14 protein-coding genes are annotated in these 18,053 nt (G+C 67.5%); 3 read left to right on the top strand and 11 right to left on the bottom strand.

Annotated features, from left to right (window positions below; genetic code table 11):
* Nucleotides 1-53: 53 nt before the first annotated feature.
* On the bottom strand, nt 54-1,574 hold the full coding sequence (locus tag LMA02_RS05550; protein ID WP_228907197.1) for an NYN domain-containing protein: 1,521 nt from the start codon (nt 1,572-1,574) through the stop codon (nt 54-56).
* A 261-nt stretch (nt 1,575-1,835) separates the two neighbouring features.
* Here LMA02_RS05550 and LMA02_RS05545 point away from each other — a divergent pair, with 261 nt between their 5' ends.
* Nucleotides 1,836-2,465: an SDR family oxidoreductase gene (locus LMA02_RS05545; RefSeq protein WP_166723084.1), complete on the top strand. Its 630-nt coding sequence runs from the start codon at nt 1,836-1,838 to the stop codon at nt 2,463-2,465.
* Nucleotides 2,466-2,573: 108 nt separating this feature from the next.
* Here LMA02_RS05545 and LMA02_RS05540 read toward each other — a convergent pair whose 3' ends face one another.
* Nucleotides 2,574-3,125, bottom strand: a complete 552-nt coding sequence (locus LMA02_RS05540) for a peroxiredoxin (RefSeq protein WP_228907196.1) — start codon at nt 3,123-3,125, stop codon at nt 2,574-2,576.
* A gap of 281 nt (nt 3,126-3,406) precedes the next feature.
* On the opposite strand from LMA02_RS05540, the gene cdpA reads away from it, so the two are divergent.
* The gene (gene cdpA / locus LMA02_RS05535; protein ID WP_228907612.1) at nt 3,407-5,146 is read left to right on the top strand and encodes a cyclic di-GMP phosphodiesterase CdpA; all 1,740 of its coding nucleotides are present in this window, start codon (nt 3,407-3,409) and stop codon (nt 5,144-5,146) included.
* Between the two features lie 27 nt (nt 5,147-5,173).
* Nucleotides 5,174-6,691, top strand: coding sequence for an HDOD domain-containing protein (locus LMA02_RS05530; RefSeq protein ID WP_228907195.1), 1,518 nt, complete (start codon nt 5,174-5,176; stop codon nt 6,689-6,691).
* 111 nt (nt 6,692-6,802) lie between these two features.
* Here LMA02_RS05530 and LMA02_RS05525 read toward each other — a convergent pair whose 3' ends face one another.
* From LMA02_RS05525 to LMA02_RS05485, 9 genes are all read right to left on the bottom strand, one after another.
* A complete protein-coding gene (locus LMA02_RS05525; protein WP_228907194.1) occupies nt 6,803-7,597 on the bottom strand; it encodes an ABC transporter substrate-binding protein in 795 nt (264 codons plus the stop codon).
* A 359-nt stretch (nt 7,598-7,956) separates the two neighbouring features.
* Nucleotides 7,957-9,033 (bottom strand): succinylglutamate desuccinylase, encoded by a 1,077-nt coding sequence (astE, locus tag LMA02_RS05520; protein WP_228907611.1) that lies wholly within the window; start codon nt 9,031-9,033, stop codon nt 7,957-7,959.
* A gap of 7 nt (nt 9,034-9,040) precedes the next feature.
* Nucleotides 9,041-10,381, bottom strand: a complete 1,341-nt coding sequence (gene astB / locus LMA02_RS05515; RefSeq protein ID WP_006755015.1) for an N-succinylarginine dihydrolase — start codon at nt 10,379-10,381, stop codon at nt 9,041-9,043.
* Between the two features lie 14 nt (nt 10,382-10,395).
* Nucleotides 10,396-11,859, bottom strand: a complete 1,464-nt coding sequence (astD, locus tag LMA02_RS05510) for a succinylglutamate-semialdehyde dehydrogenase (RefSeq protein ID WP_228907193.1) — start codon at nt 11,857-11,859, stop codon at nt 10,396-10,398.
* A 7-nt stretch (nt 11,860-11,866) separates the two neighbouring features.
* Nucleotides 11,867-12,913, bottom strand: coding sequence for an arginine N-succinyltransferase (gene astA, locus LMA02_RS05505; RefSeq protein ID WP_228907192.1), 1,047 nt, complete (start codon nt 12,911-12,913; stop codon nt 11,867-11,869).
* Nucleotides 12,910-13,971 (bottom strand): arginine/ornithine succinyltransferase subunit alpha, encoded by a 1,062-nt coding sequence (gene aruF, locus LMA02_RS05500; RefSeq protein WP_228907191.1) that lies wholly within the window; start codon nt 13,969-13,971, stop codon nt 12,910-12,912. Before aruF ends, astA begins: the two co-directional genes overlap by 4 nt.
* Nucleotides 13,972-14,001: 30 nt before the next feature.
* Nucleotides 14,002-15,234 carry an aspartate aminotransferase family protein gene (locus LMA02_RS05495; protein WP_175693065.1) on the bottom strand — a complete coding sequence of 411 codons (1,233 nt, stop codon included), beginning with the start codon at nt 15,232-15,234 and terminating at the stop codon, nt 14,002-14,004.
* Between the two features lie 943 nt (nt 15,235-16,177).
* Complete coding sequence (locus LMA02_RS05490; protein WP_175673183.1) at nt 16,178-17,218, bottom strand: GlxA family transcriptional regulator; 1,041 nt, start codon at nt 17,216-17,218, stop codon at nt 16,178-16,180.
* Nucleotides 17,219-17,240: 22 nt separating this feature from the next.
* Nucleotides 17,241-18,041, bottom strand: a complete 801-nt coding sequence (locus LMA02_RS05485) for an ABC transporter ATP-binding protein (protein ID WP_011656393.1) — start codon at nt 18,039-18,041, stop codon at nt 17,241-17,243.
* Between the last annotated feature and the right edge of the window lie 12 nt (nt 18,042-18,053).

Genomic DNA, 18,053 nt, shown 5'->3' with positions numbered 1-18,053 from the left:
ACAGGGTGAGACAGGCGGCGCCCTCGGTCGGACGCTGCCCCGCGCGGCCAGCGTTACTCGGCTGCGGCGGCCGTCTTGCGCGGACGACGCGCGCGGGGAGCCGTCTTGCGGGCCGGTTTTTTCGGCTTTGCGGCGGCGGCTTCGCCAGCCGCTTCACCGGTCGATTCGGCAGCCGGTGCCGCTTCGTGCGCTGGCTGCGCGGCAGCCGCCGAAGCCCCGTACTCGCCGGCCGTCGGCGACGCGACGTGCCGTTCCTCACGATGCTCCGCGTCGCGATGCGTCGCTTCGGCAGGCTTGCCTTGCGCGTGCTTGTCGCCACCGTGCTTCGCACCGCCGTGCGCGGCCTCGTCCGGCTTCGCCGCCGCTTGACGGCCGGCACCCTTCGCCTCGCCGCCCTTTGCCTCGCCGCCCTTCTTGGCGCCGGTCTTCTTCGCCGCGCTCTTGCGCGCGCGCTTGCGGCCGTCCTTCGCGTCGCCGTGCACCTCGGCCACTTCAGTCGCTTCAGTCACTGCAGTCGCTTCGGCCGTCGCTGCCGGCACGAGCGCCGCTTCGTCCATGACATCGACGACGGCCGCCTCTTGCGCGTCGGCCTGCACGCTTTCCTGCACGGCTGCTTGCGCCCGCTGCCCGCGACGCCGCGGCTGGCGCTCGGCCGGTGCCGCTTCCGCGTGGCGCGCGCCGTGACCGTGGTGCGTGCCGTGACCATGGTGCGCGCCGCCCGTATCACGTGCCGCCGCCTGCTCCGCCGCGGACGACTGGCGCGGCCGCGACACGAACGCGCCCGACTTGTCGTCGCGCCCCACTTCGAGCAGGCCGCGCGCCTGCGCTTCGTCGAGCAGGTTGCCGAACGCGCGGAAGCCGTAATACGACTCGTTGAAGTCCGGCTTGCGGCGCTTGATCGCGCTCTTGAGCACCGACGCCCAGATCTTGCCGACGTCGTCGCGCTCCGATGCCAGCGCATCGAACGTCTCGACCGCGAGCGCGATCGCCTCGCTGCGGCGCGCTTCCAGCTCCGGCTTGCGCGACGGTTCGTCCGGCCGCTTCGCGCCGCCGTTACCCGCGTGCTGCTGTTCGCGCTTCGCCTGCGCGCGCTGCTGCTCGCGCACCAGGTCGTCGTAGAAAATGAATTCGTCGCAGTTCGCGACCAGCAGGTCCGACGTCGACTTCTTCACGCCGACCCCGATCACCTTCTTCGCGTTCTCGCGCAGCTTCGACACGAGCGGCGAAAAATCCGAGTCGCCGCTGATGATCACGAACGTGTCGACGTGCGACTTCGTGTAGCAGAGGTCGAGCGCGTCCACGACGAGCCGGATGTCGGCCGAGTTCTTGCCCGACTGGCGCACGTGCGGAATCTCGATCAGCTCGAAGCTCGCCTCGTGCATCGACGCCTTGAAGCCCTTGTAGCGCTCCCAGTCGCAATACGCCTTCTTCACGACGATGCTGCCCTTCAGCAGCAGCCGCTCCAGCACGGGCTTGATGTCGAATTTCTCGTACTTCGCGTCGCGCACGCCGAGCGCGACGTTCTCGAAGTCGCAGAACACGGCCATGCTGATGTTGTCCAGGGGTAATGCCATGTGTACTCCAACCGGTTGGTCGCCGCGTTGCATTGCGTCGCGGCGAAAAATGCATCGCGCACATGATAGCCGGTCAGCGGGTCGATTCCGCAATCGATGCGCACGACGGCATGGCGACGGGGCTTCCACAGGCCGCGCCGGCGGGCCTCGAGCGGTGCGTCCCTCATTCCCTGCACGCCGCCGGCCCAAATCGACATACACTTGAGTATCAGTCGTCCGTCCCTATCTGGGAGGATGACGCATCGTGCAAGGAGCGGTTTCATGACGACGAAGGTACTGCTGATTGGCGCGACCGGCCGCACGGGTCAGGCCTGCGCGGATCTGCTGCTCAAACAGTCGGAATTCGAGGTGACTGCGCTGGTGCGCCGGCACGGCTATGCGCTGCCGGGCGCGAAGGTCGTCGAAGCCGATCTGACGGGCGATTTCTCGCACGCCTTCCAGGGCATCACGCATGTGATCTATGCGGCCGGCTCGGCCGAATCGGAAGGCGCCGCCGAAGAGGAGCAGATCGACCGCGACGCGGTCGCGCGCGCGGCCGAGTATGCGCTCGCTTACAACGTGCAAAAGCTGGTCGTGATCAGTTCGCTGACCGCGTACTGGCCGGAGCGCAGCGGCGACGCACTGCGCCACTACTCGCAGATGAAGCGCGAAGGCGACGAGCGCGTGATCGCGTCGGGCATCGACTACGTGATCCTGCGCCCCGGCCCGCTCGCGGACGGCCCGGGCGTCGGCAAGATCGCACTGACCGAGGAGCCGCTCAACGCGGCGCCGCCGGTGTCGCGCCAGGATGTCGCATGGGCCGCGATCGAGGCGATCAAGCTGGGCATTTCGCGCAAGGTCATCGGCTTCGTCGGCGGCGGCGTGCCGATCGAACAGGCATTGCGCGCTTAACGTACGTCCGGTACGTCCGGCATGCCCGCGCCGCCACGCGGCGGCGCGTTTCGTCGTGCTTGCGGCCCGCGCGGCGGGCCGCTTTGCCGCGGGCTCACGGCCTGCGGCTTACTGCTTCGGATGCGCGTCGGCCCACGCCTTCACCGCGCCGAGCGTGTTCTCGACGTGCTTGTCGGGTGACAGGCTCGTGTACTCGTACAGCACCTTCCCTTCCGGCGAAATCACATAGGACACGCGGTTCGCGCGATCGAGCGCCGGCAGCTTCGCATCATATTCGCGGATGATCTTCGCGTCCGGATCGGCCGCGACCGGGAACTTGCTGCGGCACTCGCTCACCGAGAATTTGGTCAGCGTGTCGATGTTGTCGGCGGACACGCCGATCACCGTTGCGCCGTAAGCTTTGTAACGATCGACCGCATCCGCGAACGCATGCGCCTCGATGGTGCAACCCTTCGTGAACGCGGCCGGGTAGAAGTACAGCACGACCGGCCCGTGCTTCAGCGCATCGGCGAGCGAGTACGTGTAAGTCTTGCCGCCCAGCGACGCCTGCGTCGTGAAGTCGGGCGCCGTGGCGCCCGGCTTCAGTTGCGCCTGCGCGACCAGCGCATGACCGGCCAGCAGCAGCGCCGCCGCGGCGCCCACCAATAGTTTTCGCTTCATCTGCGTCCTCATTTCTTATAAAGTCAGCCTCGACATAGGCCATGCGGCGGTCGACCGTCGAACGCCGCATGCACGACCCGGTCCGGCGGCAGCGCCAGCCGCTGCCGGCCGGCCGGTTAAAGATTCCGCGCAGCCTGCCGTTATTCCTTCCGGACAACCGGTTCCAGCCCTTCACGTCAGCGAGAAACATGGAAGCCAACAGGAAACAGACGCCACGCAAGGGCTCCTGGCGCAATGCCTTGCATACGCTGCGCCGCTTCGCCTGGTCGGGCGGCGCGCTGATGCCTGCGCGCGCCGGCGCGCCGCGCCGCGACGACACCGTGCGCAACTGGCTGGAACAGACGGTCGGCACGGTGGATTTCCTCGCCCATGTCGACCGCGAGCTGCGCTTTCTGTACGTATCCGACGCGAGCCTGCGCTTCATCGGTTATCACCGCGACTACCTGCACACGCTGACGCTGCGGGACCTGATCGCGGAACAGGATACCGCGACGCTCGAAGGCCTGCTTGCGCGCGCCGCGCGTTCCGGCCAGGTCGAGAAGGCGACGATCTGCATCGTCAAGTCGCTCACCTACCCGCTCGACGTGGAGATCCGCGCGTTCAAGAGCCGTCACCACGGCGTCGACGGCTTCGCGATCGCGGCGTTCGACGTGTCGGCGTGGCGTGCGCTCGAAGCCCGTCTGACGTACGAGATGCACCATGATCCGATGACGGGGCTCGACAACCTGTCCGCGCTCGTGCCCGCGCTGATGCGCGCGCAGCAGGCGGCCGACGAGAGCGGCACGTGCGCGGCGCTGCTGCTGCTCGACCTCGACGACTACCAGCGCATCAACCGCGCACTCGGCTACGACGCCGGCGACACGCTGCTGCGCGACACCGCGCAGCGGTTGCAGGCGCTCGTCGCGCCCAATGAGCAGCTCGCGCGCGTCGCGAGCGACAAGTTCGCGGTGGTGTTGACCGCATCGAGCCGCGCGCGCGCGAGCGACGCCGCGGACGCGCTCGCGCGCCGGCTGCAGGCCGCGGTGCGCGAACCTTACGTATTCCAGGGGCAGACCGTGCACTTGTCGGCGAGCATCGGCATCGCGCTGTACCCGGACGAACGCGCGGCGCCCCATCGCGCGCAGCACCACAGCCCGCTGCTGCGCCGCGCCGACCATGCGCTCGCGCAGGCGAAGGCGTCGGGCGGCAATGCGCTCGCGTTTCATGAGCCGGTCGACGACCCGGCCGACGCGGAGCGGCTCAAGCTCGAGGCCGACCTGTACGACGGCGTGCGCAACGGCGAGTTCTCGCTCCACTTCCAGCCGATCACGCGCAGCCAGTCGGGCGCGGTGGACGGCGTCGAGGCGCTGATCCGCTGGCGACATCCGGTGCACGGCCTCGTGCCGCCGGCCACCTTCATTCCGCTCGCCGAGTCGATCGGCCTGATCAACTATCTCGGCAACTGGGTGCTCAAGGCCGCGTGCATGCAGCTCGTCGCCTGGGACCGCCAGGGGCTCGCGCTGCAATATGTGGCGGTCAACGTGTCGCCGCAGCAGTTCCGCGACCCGCGCTTCACGCAGAGCGTGCGCGAGGCGATCGCGCTGACGGGCATCGACCCGCGCCGCATCGTGCTGGAAATCACCGAAAGCCTGCTGATGCACGATCCCGCGCAGGCGAAGGTGCTGCTCGAGGAGCTGACCGAGCTCGGCATCCGCTTCGCGATCGACGATTTCGGGACCGGCTATTCGAGCCTCGCGTACCTGCAGCGCTTCCCGCTCGCGAAGCTGAAGATCGACCGCAGCTTCGTCGAGAACCTGCTGACGTCGCGCAACGATCGCGCGATCGTGTCGGCGGTGGTCGGCCTCGCGCAGACGCTCGATCTCGAGCTCGTCGCAGAAGGCGTGGAGACCGAGGCCCAGCGCGAACTGCTGACCGAAATGGGCTGCAACCACATCCAGGGCTGGCTCGTGTGCCAGGCGCTGCCGTCCGAGGAGCTCGCGCGGCGCTTCGAGGCGCAGCAACTGCGCCTGCACGCCGCCTGACGCGCGCAGCGAACCGGACTGATCCGTATGTCAATCACCGCACACCTGCCCCGCACGGCGCTGCTCGACAAGCTGTGGGCCCGGATGAACGAACGGGGCGACTTCCCGCTGCTGTCGGAATCGCTGCGCGCGACGATGGCCGCGATGAAGAACGACGACCTCGACTTCACCGCGCTCGTACGCGTCGTACTGTCGGATTTCGCGCTCACGCAGAAAGTCCTGCGGCTCGCCAATTCCGCGATGTACATGGCGTTCGGCGGCAACATCACGACCGTCACGCGAGCACTGATGGTGCTCGGCATGGACACGGTCGGCCATCTCGTCGTCGGGCTGAAACTCGTCGATCATTTCCACCACAGCACGCCGCGCCGCATCGACGCGAAGCTCGAGCTGAACCGCGCGCTGCTGTCCGGCTGCGTCGCCCGCAAGCTGACCGAGCATGCGGAACTGCGCGGCGGCGAGGAAGCCGTCGTCTGCACGCTGATGCGCCAGGTCGGCAAGCTGCTCGTGGTCTGCTATCTCGACAGCGAATGGGACCGGATCCGCCGCCGCGCCGCCGAGCTGAACGGCGACGACGCGGCCGCGTGCGTCGACGTGCTGGGCGTCGGCTTCGACGAAATCGGTCTGGAGGCCGCCGCGAGCTGGCGCTTGCCCGACGTGATCCGCGCCGGGATGGCCGACGGTGACGGTCGCGCCGCGCACGCCGCCCGCCGCGACGAAGGCGACGAAGACGACGATCGCGACGTCCGCCGGCGGCCCGAGGCCTGTGCCGACGAAGGCGCCGACCGCGTGCGCTGGCTGCGTTCGGTGAGCCGCTGCTCGACCGACGTCGCCGGCGCGCTCGCGATGCCCGCGGGCCCGCAGCGCGATGCGCACATCGCGGTGCTCGCGCAGCGCTACGGGCAGGAGCTGGAGATCGATTCCGACGCGCTGGTGGAGATCGCCGACCGGCTCGCACGCGAGGAAGCGAGCGACACCGTGATGCGCGAGATCGTCGAGCTGCGTGCGAACGCCGACGCGATCGCGCGGGCGCAGCCCGAACCCGAGGCATGCCTCGAGGCCGGCCTCGCGGACCTGCGCGCGCTGCCGTCCGAGCACGTGCTGACGCCGGTGCTCGCGCTTGCGTCGGAAAGCCTGCTCGCGGGGCTCGCGTTCACGCGCACCGTAATGTTCGTGCGCCGCGACGACGGCACGTTCGCCGCGCGCCTCGGCTTCGGCCCGGACGTCGATGCGGCGCTCGACCGGCTGTGCTTCGACGAGCGCTTCGAGCCGGACGTGTTCCATCTCGCGATCACGAACTCGGTCGGCATCTTCATCGAGCAAGCGCAGGAGCCGAAGATGGTCAAGCGCCTGCCCGCGTGGTACCTCGATGCGCTCCCCGACACGCGCGCGTTCGTGCTGCTGCCGGTGCGCGTCGGCACGACGACCGTCGGCCTGCTGTACGGCGACTGGGCCGGTGCGCAGCCCGCGCGCAAGATCACGCAACAGGAGATGAGCGTGCTCAACGAGCTCGCGCGCGAACTGGGGCGGTTCTTCCCCGCGTGACGCACGCGGCATGCCGGTGGCCGCCCCACCGGCACGGGTGCGAGAAGCGGCGCCCGAAAAGCAAACCGGCCGCGAAAGCGGCCGGCTGCATCGTGCGACGAATCGAAACGCTTACTTGAGCGTAACCGGCACGCTGAAGTACTTCTTCGCGAGGGTGTCGATCGTGCCGTCGGCCTTCAGCCCCTTCAACGCCTGATCGAGCGCGGTCTTCAGCGCCGCGTCGTTCTTGCGCAGGCCGAAGCCGACGCCCGAGCCGAGGATCTCGGCATCGGTGACCGTGCCGCCGGCAAAGCCGAAACCCTGGCCTTGCGGCTTCGACAGGAAGCCCTTCGAGCCCGCCTCCGAATCCTGGAACGTCGCGTCCAGACGGCCCGACTTCAGGTCGGCGTAGGCCAGGTCCTGCGTCTGGTACGGCACGACTTCGACACCGGCCGGCGCCCACTTCTTCTTCGCGTACGCTTCCTGGATCGTGCCCTGCAGCACGCCGACCCGCTTGCCCTTCAGCGCTTGCGGGGTCGGCTGGAGGCCGCTGCCCTGCTTCGCGATCAGCTGGTTCGGGATCGTGTAGATCGGATCGGTGAACGCGATCGCGTGCTTGCGCTGGTCGGTGATCGTCATGTCCGAGTTGATCGCATCGAACTTGCGCGCCTGCAGTGCGGGGATCAGGCCGTCGAAGTCGTTCTCGACCCACACGCACTTCGCCTTCAGCTTCGCGCACACCGCGTTGCCGATGTCGATGTCGAAGCCGGTCAGCTTGCCGTCGGGCGTCTTGTATTCGAACGGCGCGTACGAGGCCTCCACGCCGAACCGGATCTCCTTCAGATCCGCCGCCATCGCGCTGCCTGCCGCCACGGCCGTTGCCGCCACTACCGCGTGCGCGGCCACTTTACGCCAATCCAACTTCATCAGGTGTTCTCCTCGATACTCGAATGTTCCGGAACTACGGGCGCTTGCATCATTGCAGGGTCGGATGACAACGACAATCCCGATGCCGCGCCTTGATGCGGCGCAACAGCCGCAAGGCCGCGATTGTACCAATCCGCACGGCCCGATACGGCAAAGCGACCGACGAAACGCGATGCTGCGCTGCGTGCGCCGGCGTCAGCCGGGCCGTCCATCGAACTTGCAAGACGATGTCGCAAATACGCAAGGCCCGATGCCCGGCCCTCTGCGCGGCAGGCGGACGTACGTCAACCCCAAATGCGAATGCGGCGCGACGATGCGCGGGCTGCCAATCACCGCAGCCGCGCGCATCCGGGCGTCGCTCAGACGAGCGCGGCGAGCGTGTCGCGCGTCGTGTCGACGACGAGCAGGCCCGCGCGCAAGCCCGGCTTCACCGACGGATTCGGGAACACGATGCGCTCCTCGTCGTGCTTCACCGTGTAGCGGTAGTCGCCGTCCTGCGCGAGCACGGTGCCACGCGCGAACGCGGTGAAGTTCGCGACGTCGGCCGCGACGAACAGCTCGAGCGCATCGCTCTGCTTCGTGATCTGGTCGATCACGGTGAACACGCGCGGCAACGGCGGATGGCCGCCCCGCGGATGGCCGCCCCGCGCATCGACATCACGGGGCGCGCCCGACACGAGCTTGCGCACTGCGCGGTCGGCCGGCGCGAAGCGCGACAGGTCGTTCTGGCCGAACGGCCGCACCTTGCCGAGTTCCAGCGTGCAGGCGAGCGCGCCGCACTGCTCGGCCGTGAAGTGCGAATACGTGTTGCCCTTCGCGGTATGCAGCAGCACGGCCGCGATGCGCGCTTCGCCCAGCCATTCGACCATCGCGCGGGTCGGCGGCGTGCCCGTGTGCGGCAGCAGCGCGAACTGCTCGAACACCGATGCGCGAATCGCCGTGTGCATGTCGACGTGCCAGCGCGCACCGCCCGCCGGCGCGGCCGCGAAGAACGCGGCGGCCGCCGCTTCGAGCTGCACCGCGCGCGGCGCTTCGCGGCTCGTCGGCACCTGCGCGTGCCGGCCGCTGAACAGGCGGTTCAGGTCGTCGTCGAGATAGCGCTCGCCCGCGCGCATCGCCGGCACGTTGCCGAGCACGACGAGCAGCCGGCACGCGAGCGGCAGCGTGCCCGCCGCGAGATCATGCACGAGCATCGACAACAGCTCGATCGGCGCCGTCTCGTCGCCATGCACGCCGGCCGACACGAGCACGCTCGCGCGCGCCGCCGCATCGGCCTCGCCGGCCTCGTCGCGTGCGGCCGGCTCGAGCGCGAGCAGCCCGTCGCCGAGCCATCGCCAGCGCACCGCACCGTCCGCGCACGTGCCGTCTTTCACCGCCGGCGTGTCGCTCGCGAGCGTGAACGCGAGGAAGTCGTCAAGCAGCGCGGCGGCCGGCATGCGGGACTCAGCGCTGGAAGTCATACAGCGACCCGACACGCAGGATCTGCGTGAGCTCGTCGAGCGCCGTGCGCGATTCGTCGAGCAGCGTCGGATCGGCGAGGTCGTCCGGTGCGAGACGGTCGCGGTAGTGCTTTTCGATCCACGCGTCGAGCGACGCGAACAGCGTGTCGTTCATCCACACGTTCGACGTGACGGCCGCACGCTCGGCGTCGTTCAGCACGACGCGCAGGCGCAGGCAGGCAGGACCGCCGCCGTTCTTCATGCTTTCGCGCAGGTCGAACACGAGCACGTCGCGGATCGGGCCGTTGCCGGCCGCGAGCTCGTCGAGATAGGCCGCGACGTTCGCGTTCTCGCGACACTCCTGCGGCACGACGAGCACCTGCGAGCCGTCGGCGCGCGACAGCAGCTGGCTGTTGAACAGGTACGACGTGACCGCGTCGTTCACGCTCACGGCCGCCTCGGGCACCTCGATCACGTTCAGCCGCGCGCCGCGCGCGTCGAGCGTGGCCGTCAGCGTGTCGTAGATTGCCTGCTTGTTGACGAATGCGCGCTCGTGCGTGAACAGCGTGTCGCGGTTGCCGACCGAGATCACGTCGTTGTGGAACACGCCCGCATCGATCACGTCCGGATCCTGCTGCGCATAGACCGTCGCCGTTTCATCCAGGCCATGGCGATGCGCGACCGCACGGCTCGCCTCGAAGGTCTGGCGCGCCGGGAAGCGCTTCGGCTCCGGGCCGCGGCGGTATTCCGCACGGCCGTACACGAAGAATTCGACGCCCGGCTTGCCGTATTCGGCGCAAAAGCGCGTATGGTTCGCGGCCCCCTCGTCGCCGAGCGCCGGCGTGCCCGTCAGCGCCTCGTGCACCGCGAAGTGCGCGGGATCGGCGAACAGCGTCGACAGCGTGCGGCGCGTCGCTTCGTGCTCGATCGCGCGATGCAGCTTGCTGCACAGGTTGGCCGGCGTGAAGTGCACACGGCCGTCGCCGGTGTCGGCCGACGGGCTGACGGTCGCCGCGTTCGCGGTCCACATCGCCGAAGCCGAGCTCGCCGCGGCGAGCAGTTCGGGCGCCTGCTTCGCGGCCTTCGCGATCACGTCCGCGTCCTTGCCGGAGAAGCCGAGCTCGCGCAACAGGCGCAGCGACGGCCGCTCCTGCGGCGGCAGCACGCCTTGCGCGAAACCGAGATCCGCGAGCTGCTTCATCTTGCGCAGCCCCTGCTTCGCGGCCGCCTTCGGGTTCGCGGCCGACTTCTCGTTGTTGAGCGACGCCACGTTGCCGAACGACAGGCCGGCGTAGTTGTGGGTCGGGCCGACGAGTCCGTCGAAATTGGCTTCTTGTGCGTTCATCGTCGTTCCCTCGATCAGAAGTGCAGGCCCGGCGACAGGCTCGCGGGCAAGGTCAGTTGCGTGCTTTCCACCGACGCCATCGGATACGCGCAATAGTCGGCCGCGTAGTACGCGCTCGGACGATGGTTGCCCGAGCGACCGGTGCCGCCGAACGGCGCGGCGGACGATGCGCCGTTGGTCGGGCGGTTCCAGTTGACGATCCCCGCACGGATCGTGCGGCGGAAGTGATCCCATGCATTCGCGTCGTCGGCCAGCAGGCCGGCGGACAGGCCGAACGCCGTGTCATTCGCGCGCTCGATCGCTTCGTCGAACGTCGCGTAGCGGACGATCTGCGCGAGCGGGCCGAAGTGCTCTTCGTCGGGCAGGTTCGCCACGCCGGTCACGTCGATGATCGACGCGTTCACGAAACCCAGGCGCGGATCGCGCTGCGTCATCTCGATGATCGGCTTCGCGCCCTGCTCGACCAGGCGCGACTGCGCATCGACGAGCTTCGCGGCCGCGCGCGCCGAGATCACCGCGCCCATGAACGGTTGCGGATCGGCGTCGAACACGTCGGCCGTGATCTTCGACGTGACGTCGGCCAAGCGTGCGAGGAAGCGCTCGCCGAACGCGCCCTGCGGCACGAAGATGCGGCGGGCGCACGTGCAGCGCTGGCCGGCCGACAGGAACGCCGACTGGATCGTGTGGTGCACGGCCGCATCGAGGTCCTCGACTTCGCCGATCACGAGCGGGTTGTTGCCGCCCATCTCGAGCGCGAGCACGATCTCCGGACGACCGCCGAACTGCTTGTGCAGCAGCGTGCCGGTATCCGAGCTGCCGGTGAAGAACAGGCCGTCGATCTGCCGGTGATTCGCGAGCGCGATGCCCGTGTCCTTCTCGCCCTGCACGAGGTTCAGCACGCCGGCCGGCAACCCGGCTTCCTGCCACACCTCGACCGTCGCGCGCGCGACGCCCGGTGCGAGCTCCGACGGCTTGAACACGACCGTGTTGCCCGCGATCAGCGCCGGCACGATATGGCCGTTCGGCAAGTGGCCGGGGAAGTTGTACGGGCCGAACACCGCGACGACACCGTGCGGACGATGGCGCAGCACCGCGACGCCGTCGGCCATGTCCTGGCGCTTCTCGCCGGTGCGTTCCTGGTACGCCTGGATCGAGATGCCGACCTTCGCGGCCATCGCCGCGACTTCGGTGCGGGCTTCCCACAGCGGCTTGCCCGTCTCGCGGCCGATCGCCGTCGCGATCGCTTCCTTGCGCTCGGTGAGCAGCGCCGCGAAGCGCTTGACGATCGCGCAGCGCGCGTCGAAGTCGAGCGCCGACCAGCCGGCGAATGCGCGGCGCGCGCTCGCGACCGCGCGGTCGACGTCGGCTGCCGACGCGCTGTCGCCCTGCCACGCGATCGCGTCGGTGCCCGGGTTGCGCGAAGCGAAGGCGGGGCCCGAGCCTGCGATCCAGGCGCCGTCGATGAAGAGTTCCGTCATGATTCGTTTATCCCTGTTTGACTTTGAGCGGCAGCACGCGCACCGGATCGCCGGCCTTCACGTCGAGCGCGACGGCATCGTCGGCCGACAGCACGAACGAGCCGTTCGCGACCACGCCGGGCGCGACGCCGACGCGGAAATCGTTCAGCGACGTGTTCGACACGAGCGACTTCGGCGAACGGTCGCCCCGCGCGTCGTCACCGGTGTCCGGCTCGCCGATCGCAACCGGCACGACGACGCTCTCGCGCACCGTGCGCAGGTCGTTGACGTGGCATTCGAGCACCGGGCCCGCGTCGAAGATGTCGACGTGGTTCTGGTAGCGCAGCCCTTCCGCTTCGAGCATCTTGCGCGCCGGCAGCGTGTCGCGGTGCGTGAGGCCGACCGCGTCCTGCGCGTCCTGCGGCAGCAGGTCGACGTACACCGGATAGCGCGGCATCAGTTCCGCGAGGAACGACTTGCGGCCGTGCGAGCTCAGGTAGTCCGCCGCATTGAAATCGATCTGGTAGAAGTGCGAACCGACCGCGCGCCAGAACGGCGACGTGCCGTCTTCGTCGAAGTGGCCGCGCAGTTCCGCGCAGATGCGTTCCGGGAAACGGTCGCGGAACTGCGCGATGAACATGAAGCGCGAGCGCGACAGCAAGCCGCCGACCCCGCCCGTGCGATAGCGCGGGCTCAGGAACAGCGAGCACACTTCCGCGTAGCCCGTCAGGTCGTGCGAGATGTTGAGCGCGGACATCCGCGTCCACACGCCGAGCTCCTGGCTCGCGTGCACGACCGTGCTCACGCGATAGTTGTAGAACGGCTGTTCGAGGCCGACCTGCGTCTCGATCCCGCACACGCCCGCGATGTCGCCCGTCTTCGATTCTTCCATCACGAAGAAGTAGCCGGCTTCGCCCGGCGCGGCGTTGCCCTCGAGCGTGCGGCGCGAGCGTTCGATTCGCGCGGCGAGCGCGTCGCGGTCGGGCTTGAACGTGGTCAGGCCCGGCCCGGTTTCCTTCGCGAGCGACACGAGCGCGTCGACGTCGCCCGTTTGTACGACCCGAACGACGATCATGCTGCGCCTCCCTTCATTTCTTCATCGTCGCGGCGGTGCAGCGGCACGCAGCGTACGACATCGCCATCCTTCACATCGAGCGCCGCGCGCACGTCGCCGGACAGCGGCGCCAAGTCGCGGTGCGTATCGTCGTCCGGCAGGTCGGCCAGCACGCAGCGGAACGATTCGCCGCTGCCCGTCGACACCATGTACGCGGCATCGCCCTGCTGCCGCGCGGCTTCGCGCACGGTGCGCTCCGCCGCGTGCTTCACGCATGCGATGCGGTCGACCTGCGCGGTCAGCACGGGGCCTGCGTCGAAGATGTCGACGAAGCGGTCCGGCTCGAAGCCTTCCTCGAGATGGATGTCGTACGCGAGCAGCGCCGTTTCGTTCGGCTCGCCGAGCACGCGCTGCGCGGCTTCCGGCAGCAGCGGCACGTAGAGCGGATAGGCCGGCATCACTTCCGCGATGAACGTGCGGCTGCGGCCGCCCGACGCGATGTCGACGTCGGTGAAATCGCGGCCGAAGAACTTGCGGCCCACCGCTTCCCAGAACGGCGATGCGCCCGTGTTGTCGCTCACGCCGAGCAGCAGCGTGAACACTTCCGGCGTGAAGCGGCGGCGGTTCGCGGCGATGTACATCATCCGCGCACGCGAGATCAGGTGCGCGGCCGCGTCGCCGCGCAGCGACGGATCGACGTAGAAGCCCGCCAGCCGGCTCTTGCCGGTCAGCTCGTGCGACATCGTGAGCGCGTGGATCTTGCGGTTCACGTGCAGCTCGCGCGACGCGTGGATCAGTGCGTCGTTGCGGAACGCGTAGAACGGTTCCGAGTAGCCGGCCGCGGCCACGATGCTCGCCGTGCCGAGCAGCTTGCCCGTCGACGAGTCTTCCAGCACGAAGAGGTAGAACTCCTCGCCGGCGAAGTCGACGTCCGCGCGAAACGAATCTTCGGAGAGCGCCACGCGCGCTTCGAGCGCCGCGCGGTCATGCGGCAGCGAGTGCAGGACCGGCTGCGCGGTGCGCGCCATGTGCGCGAGCGCATCCAGATCCGTGAGTTTGCCGGGGCGAACAAATAGCATCGTCGTTCCTGTCTGCGATGGGTGCGCCGATCAGCGCGCGGTGGCTTCCTGGGCTGCGAGCACCTGTTCGACTGCCTTCTCGAAGCGCTTCATGCCTTCGTCGAGCAGGTCGAACGGAATCACGAGCGACGGCACGAAACGCAGCACGTTCGGGCCTGCGATCAGCATGATCAGGCCGTTCTCGGCGGCGGCCGTGACGAAGTCCTTCGCGCGGCCGTCGAAGGCGGCGGTCAGTTCCGCGCCGACCAGCAGGCCCTTGCCGCGGATGTCCTTGAAGATGCCGAAGCGTGCGTTGATGCGTTCGAGCGCGCCCTTCAGTCGCACGCTGCGTTCGCGCACGCCTTCGAGGAGTGCCGGGTCGCCGATCAGTTCGACGACCTTGTCCGCGATTGCCGACGCGAGCGGGTTGCCGCCGTACGTCGTGCCGTGCACGCCGACCTTGAAGTACGCGGCCAGTTCGTTCGTCGTCAGCATCGCGCCGATCGGGAAGCCGTTACCGAGCGCCTTCGCGGTCGTGAGGATGTCCGGCGTGACGCCCGTGTCCATGTATGCGTAGAACTGGCCCGTGCGGCCGACGCCCGTTTGCACTTCGTCGAAGATCAGCAGTGCGCCGTTCGCGTCGCACGCTTCGCGCAGTGCCTTCAGGAAGGCCGGATCGGCCGGGATCACGCCGCCTTCGCCCTGCACCGGCTCGACGATCACCGCGCAGGTTTGCGGGCCGATCGCGGCCTTGGCGGCTTCGATGTCGTTGAACGGCAGGTGCTTGATGCCGGCCGGCACCGGGCCGAAGCCTTCCGAGTATTTCGGCTGGCCGCCGACGCTGACCGTGAAGAACGTGCGGCCGTGGAACGACTGGACGAACGACACGATTTCGTACTTGTCGGCGCCGTGGCGGTCGAAGGCGACGCGGCGCGCGAGCTTCAGCGCGGCTTCGTTCGCTTCCGCGCCCGAGTTCGCGAAGAATGCGCGGTCGGCGAAGGTCAGCGATTCGAGGCGCTTCGCGAGGCGCAGCACCGGTTCGTTCGTGTAGCCGTTGCCGATGTGCCAGAGCTTGCGGCCTTGTTCGTCCAGGACTTTCAGCAGTTCCGGGTGGCCGTGACCCAGCGACGTCACCGCGATGCCGCAGGCGAAATCCACGTATTCGCGGCCGGCCGTGTCCCAGACGCGGGAGCCCTCTGCACGGTCCGGCACGAACGGCGCGGGGGAGAATACCGGCACCATCACTTCGTCGAATGTCTGGCGGGTCACGGTCGAGGTCGTCATGGTCGTTCCTTTCGGTTTCGTAAGAGGGTTCAACAGGATCAAGTTTAGGTAAGGGTGACGCAAGCGTCTTGCGGATTTGCGACGGGTTCTATCGGAAGCGGCTTCGTCGCTTTATTTTGCTCTTCTGCGGTGGGGGTTTCTTCGTTCGGTGTGTGTGTGGTTGGTGGTGCGCTTAGGTTTTCGTGAAGCACCCGCGATCGTGTCGGTCTATTAGCGTCGCCCCTGCGCGGGGCGGCGGTTACTTTTCTTTGTCTTGCCAAAGAAAAGTAACCAAAAGAAAGGCGCTCGGATAACGCATGACCTCCCGGTGCCATGGCCACCGGAGTGGCACTCGCCTAAGTGTCCGCGCCAGTAAAGAACCCGGAGTGGTGCGAGCAATAGTTCTGACCCGCCACACCACCCAACAGACCGGTATACCGCCCGCTAGCTCCATCCTCGCTTCGCTCGGCTGCAAGGTGCTTCGGCGCAATTCACACGCCTGCGCATTCCGCACCCGCCCCACTAATCAGCTCCCCAATCAGTACCCTGTCCGCCCTAGCCCAACGTTCATTAATTGCATGCATGTGCTCTTCGCGACGATTGCGTAAGCCAATCGACGATCGCGCTGAGAAGGAGGATGTGGACCTATCGGCCGAGCGAAGCGAGGACGGAGCTAGCGGGCGGTATACCGCTCTGCGGGGTGGTGAGAGGTGTCAGACCGATTGCTCGAACCACTCCGGGTTCCCAACTTGCGCCGACACTTAGGCGAGGGCCACTCTGGTGGCTATGGCACCGGGAGGTCATGCGTTATCCGAGCGCCTTTCTTTTGGTTACTTTTCTTTGGCAAGACAAAGAAAAGTAACCGCCGCCCCGCGCAGGGGCGACGCTAATAGACCGACACGATTGCGGGTGCTTCACGAAAACCTAAGCGCACCACCAAAACCACAAACAACCAAACCCAACCTCAATCCTTCCCCCGCTCAACGAGCGCCCCCCCGCGGGGTTCACTCCCCCCACCGGTCTGTTTCTCGAGCCATGCCCGCCGATCTTCGCGAGGCGTAACCCCAAACCGCTCCCGATAGGCATTAGAAAAATGCGCAGCAGAAGAGAACCCACAGGCGAGACTGACTTGAACCACCGACTTGCTGGTCCGCTGCAATTGAGTGCGCGCCTTGAGCAACCGAAGATTGAGGTAATACTTGGAGGGCATAGCCCCGAGATACTGTCGAAAGAGCCGCTCGAGTTGCCGCCGCGACACGCCGACAAGCCCAGCGATCTCATCAGTAGTCAAAGGATCCTCGATATTGGCTTCCATGAGCAGCAACGCGTCGTTAAGCCGAGGATGCCGCTCGCCAGGCGCGGTGACGAAAGGAATCCGCTGCCGCTCCTCGCCGCTGCGCAGCGTCCCGGCGCCGAGCGCATCGGCAATCCGCTCCGCGAGATCCGCCCCATGTTCGCGGCCGATCATCGCCAGCATGAAATCGACGGTCGCCTGCCCACCGGCACAGGTCGCCCGATCGCGATCGATCTCGAAGATCTGCTGCGTGACGATCGACCGCTCGAACTGCTCGGCGAACTGCTGATACGTCTCCCAGTTCACGCTCACCCGATACCCGGAAAGCTGCCCGGCCATCGCGAGCCACCACACGCCGTGGTGAATACCCGTGACAACCGGCGTGCGCTGCCCGACCCGCGCGAGACTCGCGAGAAACAGCCGGTAGTCGGCAAACTGCTGAAACCGCTCCGACACGACAATCAGCCAGTCGCACGCGATCGCATCGTTGAACGCCGCATCGGCATGCCACTGCGCGCCGCCGGCGAGCGGCACGGGCCGCCCATCCCACGAACACACCTGCCAGCGATACAGCAAGCGCCCGTCGATCTCGTTCGCGAGATTCAACGCATCGACGATCGGCCCCACACCCGACATCGACACGGGCGGCAATGCAACGATCGCCACCTGCGTCGTGCGGGTGGCGCCTGCGGGACGAGTCACCGGTACCACGTATGAAAACCCGCCCTTCGCGTTACTTGAGACTACCCGACAGGAACTGCTTCAGACGCTCGCTCTGCGGACGCACCAGCACCTCCTTCGGATCGCCCTCTTCCTCGGTCCGCCCCTGATGCAGGAACATCACGTGGTTCGACACGTTGCGCGCAAAACCCATCTCGTGCGTGACGACGATCATCGTGCGACCTTCCTCGGCCAGCTTCTGCATCACCTTCAGCACTTCACCGACCAGCTCCGGATCGAGCGCCGACGTCGGCTCGTCGAACAGCATCACGTCCGGATGCATCGCGAGCGCACGCGCAATCGCGACACGCTGCTGCTGGCCGCCCGACAGATGCGACGGATACTGCTTCTCGACACGCGGCGCAAGCCCGACCTTCTCCAGGTATGCGCGTGCGCGCTCCTCGGCTTCCCGCTTCGAAATGCCAAGCACGTGAACCGGCGCTTCCATCACGTTCTCGAGCACGTTCATGTGCGCCCACAGATTGAAGTGCTGGAACACCATCGCGAGCTTCGTGCGAATGCGCTGCAACTGCTTGTGATCGGCGACCTCGAGCGCGCCGGCGCGGTCGGGCTTCGTGCGCACGGTCTCGCCGTCGACGACGATCTGCCCCGCATTCGGCCGCTCGAGAAAATTGATGCAGCGCAGGAACGTGCTCTTGCCCGAACCGCTCGCGCCGATGATGCTGATGACGTCGCCGGCCTTCGCGTTCAGCGACACGCCCTTGAGCACCTCGTTATCGCCATAGCGCTTGTGAATGTCGACCGCGGCAAGCTTGGTGGAAGCGGACGCGCTCGTTTGAGTGATCTCGGCCAACTGGCTCTCCTC

This window comes from Burkholderia sp. B21-005, assembly GCF_020843965.1.
GTDB lineage: Bacteria > Pseudomonadota > Gammaproteobacteria > Burkholderiales > Burkholderiaceae > Burkholderia > Burkholderia ambifaria.
The sequence above is the reverse complement of the archived record's forward strand: the minus strand, read 5'-3'. Positions and strand labels throughout refer to the sequence as shown.

Excerpts from the sequence above, each read along its gene's own strand:
- LMA02_RS05550 (WP_228907197.1), bottom strand. The coding sequence starts at position 1,574 with ATGGCATTACCCCTGGACAACATCAGCATGGCCGTGTTCTGCGACTTC.
- LMA02_RS05545 (WP_166723084.1), top strand. The coding sequence starts at position 1,836 with ATGACGACGAAGGTACTGCTGATTGGCGCGACCGGCCGCACGGGTCAG.
- LMA02_RS05540 (WP_228907196.1), bottom strand. The coding sequence starts at position 3,125 with ATGAAGCGAAAACTATTGGTGGGCGCCGCGGCGGCGCTGCTGCTGGCC.
- cdpA (WP_228907612.1), top strand. The coding sequence starts at position 3,407 with ATGCCTGCGCGCGCCGGCGCGCCGCGCCGCGACGACACCGTGCGCAAC.
- LMA02_RS05530 (WP_228907195.1), top strand. The coding sequence starts at position 5,174 with ATGTCAATCACCGCACACCTGCCCCGCACGGCGCTGCTCGACAAGCTG.
- LMA02_RS05525 (WP_228907194.1), bottom strand. The coding sequence starts at position 7,597 with ATGAAGTTGGATTGGCGTAAAGTGGCCGCGCACGCGGTAGTGGCGGCA.
- astE (WP_228907611.1), bottom strand. The coding sequence starts at position 9,033 with ATGCCGGCCGCCGCGCTGCTTGACGACTTCCTCGCGTTCACGCTCGCG.
- astB (WP_006755015.1), bottom strand. The coding sequence starts at position 10,381 with ATGAACGCACAAGAAGCCAATTTCGACGGACTCGTCGGCCCGACCCAC.
- astD (WP_228907193.1), bottom strand. The coding sequence starts at position 11,859 with ATGACGGAACTCTTCATCGACGGCGCCTGGATCGCAGGCTCGGGCCCC.
- astA (WP_228907192.1), bottom strand. The coding sequence starts at position 12,913 with ATGATCGTCGTTCGGGTCGTACAAACGGGCGACGTCGACGCGCTCGTG.
- aruF (WP_228907191.1), bottom strand. The coding sequence starts at position 13,971 with ATGCTATTTGTTCGCCCCGGCAAACTCACGGATCTGGATGCGCTCGCG.
- LMA02_RS05495 (WP_175693065.1), bottom strand. The coding sequence starts at position 15,234 with ATGACGACCTCGACCGTGACCCGCCAGACATTCGACGAAGTGATGGTG.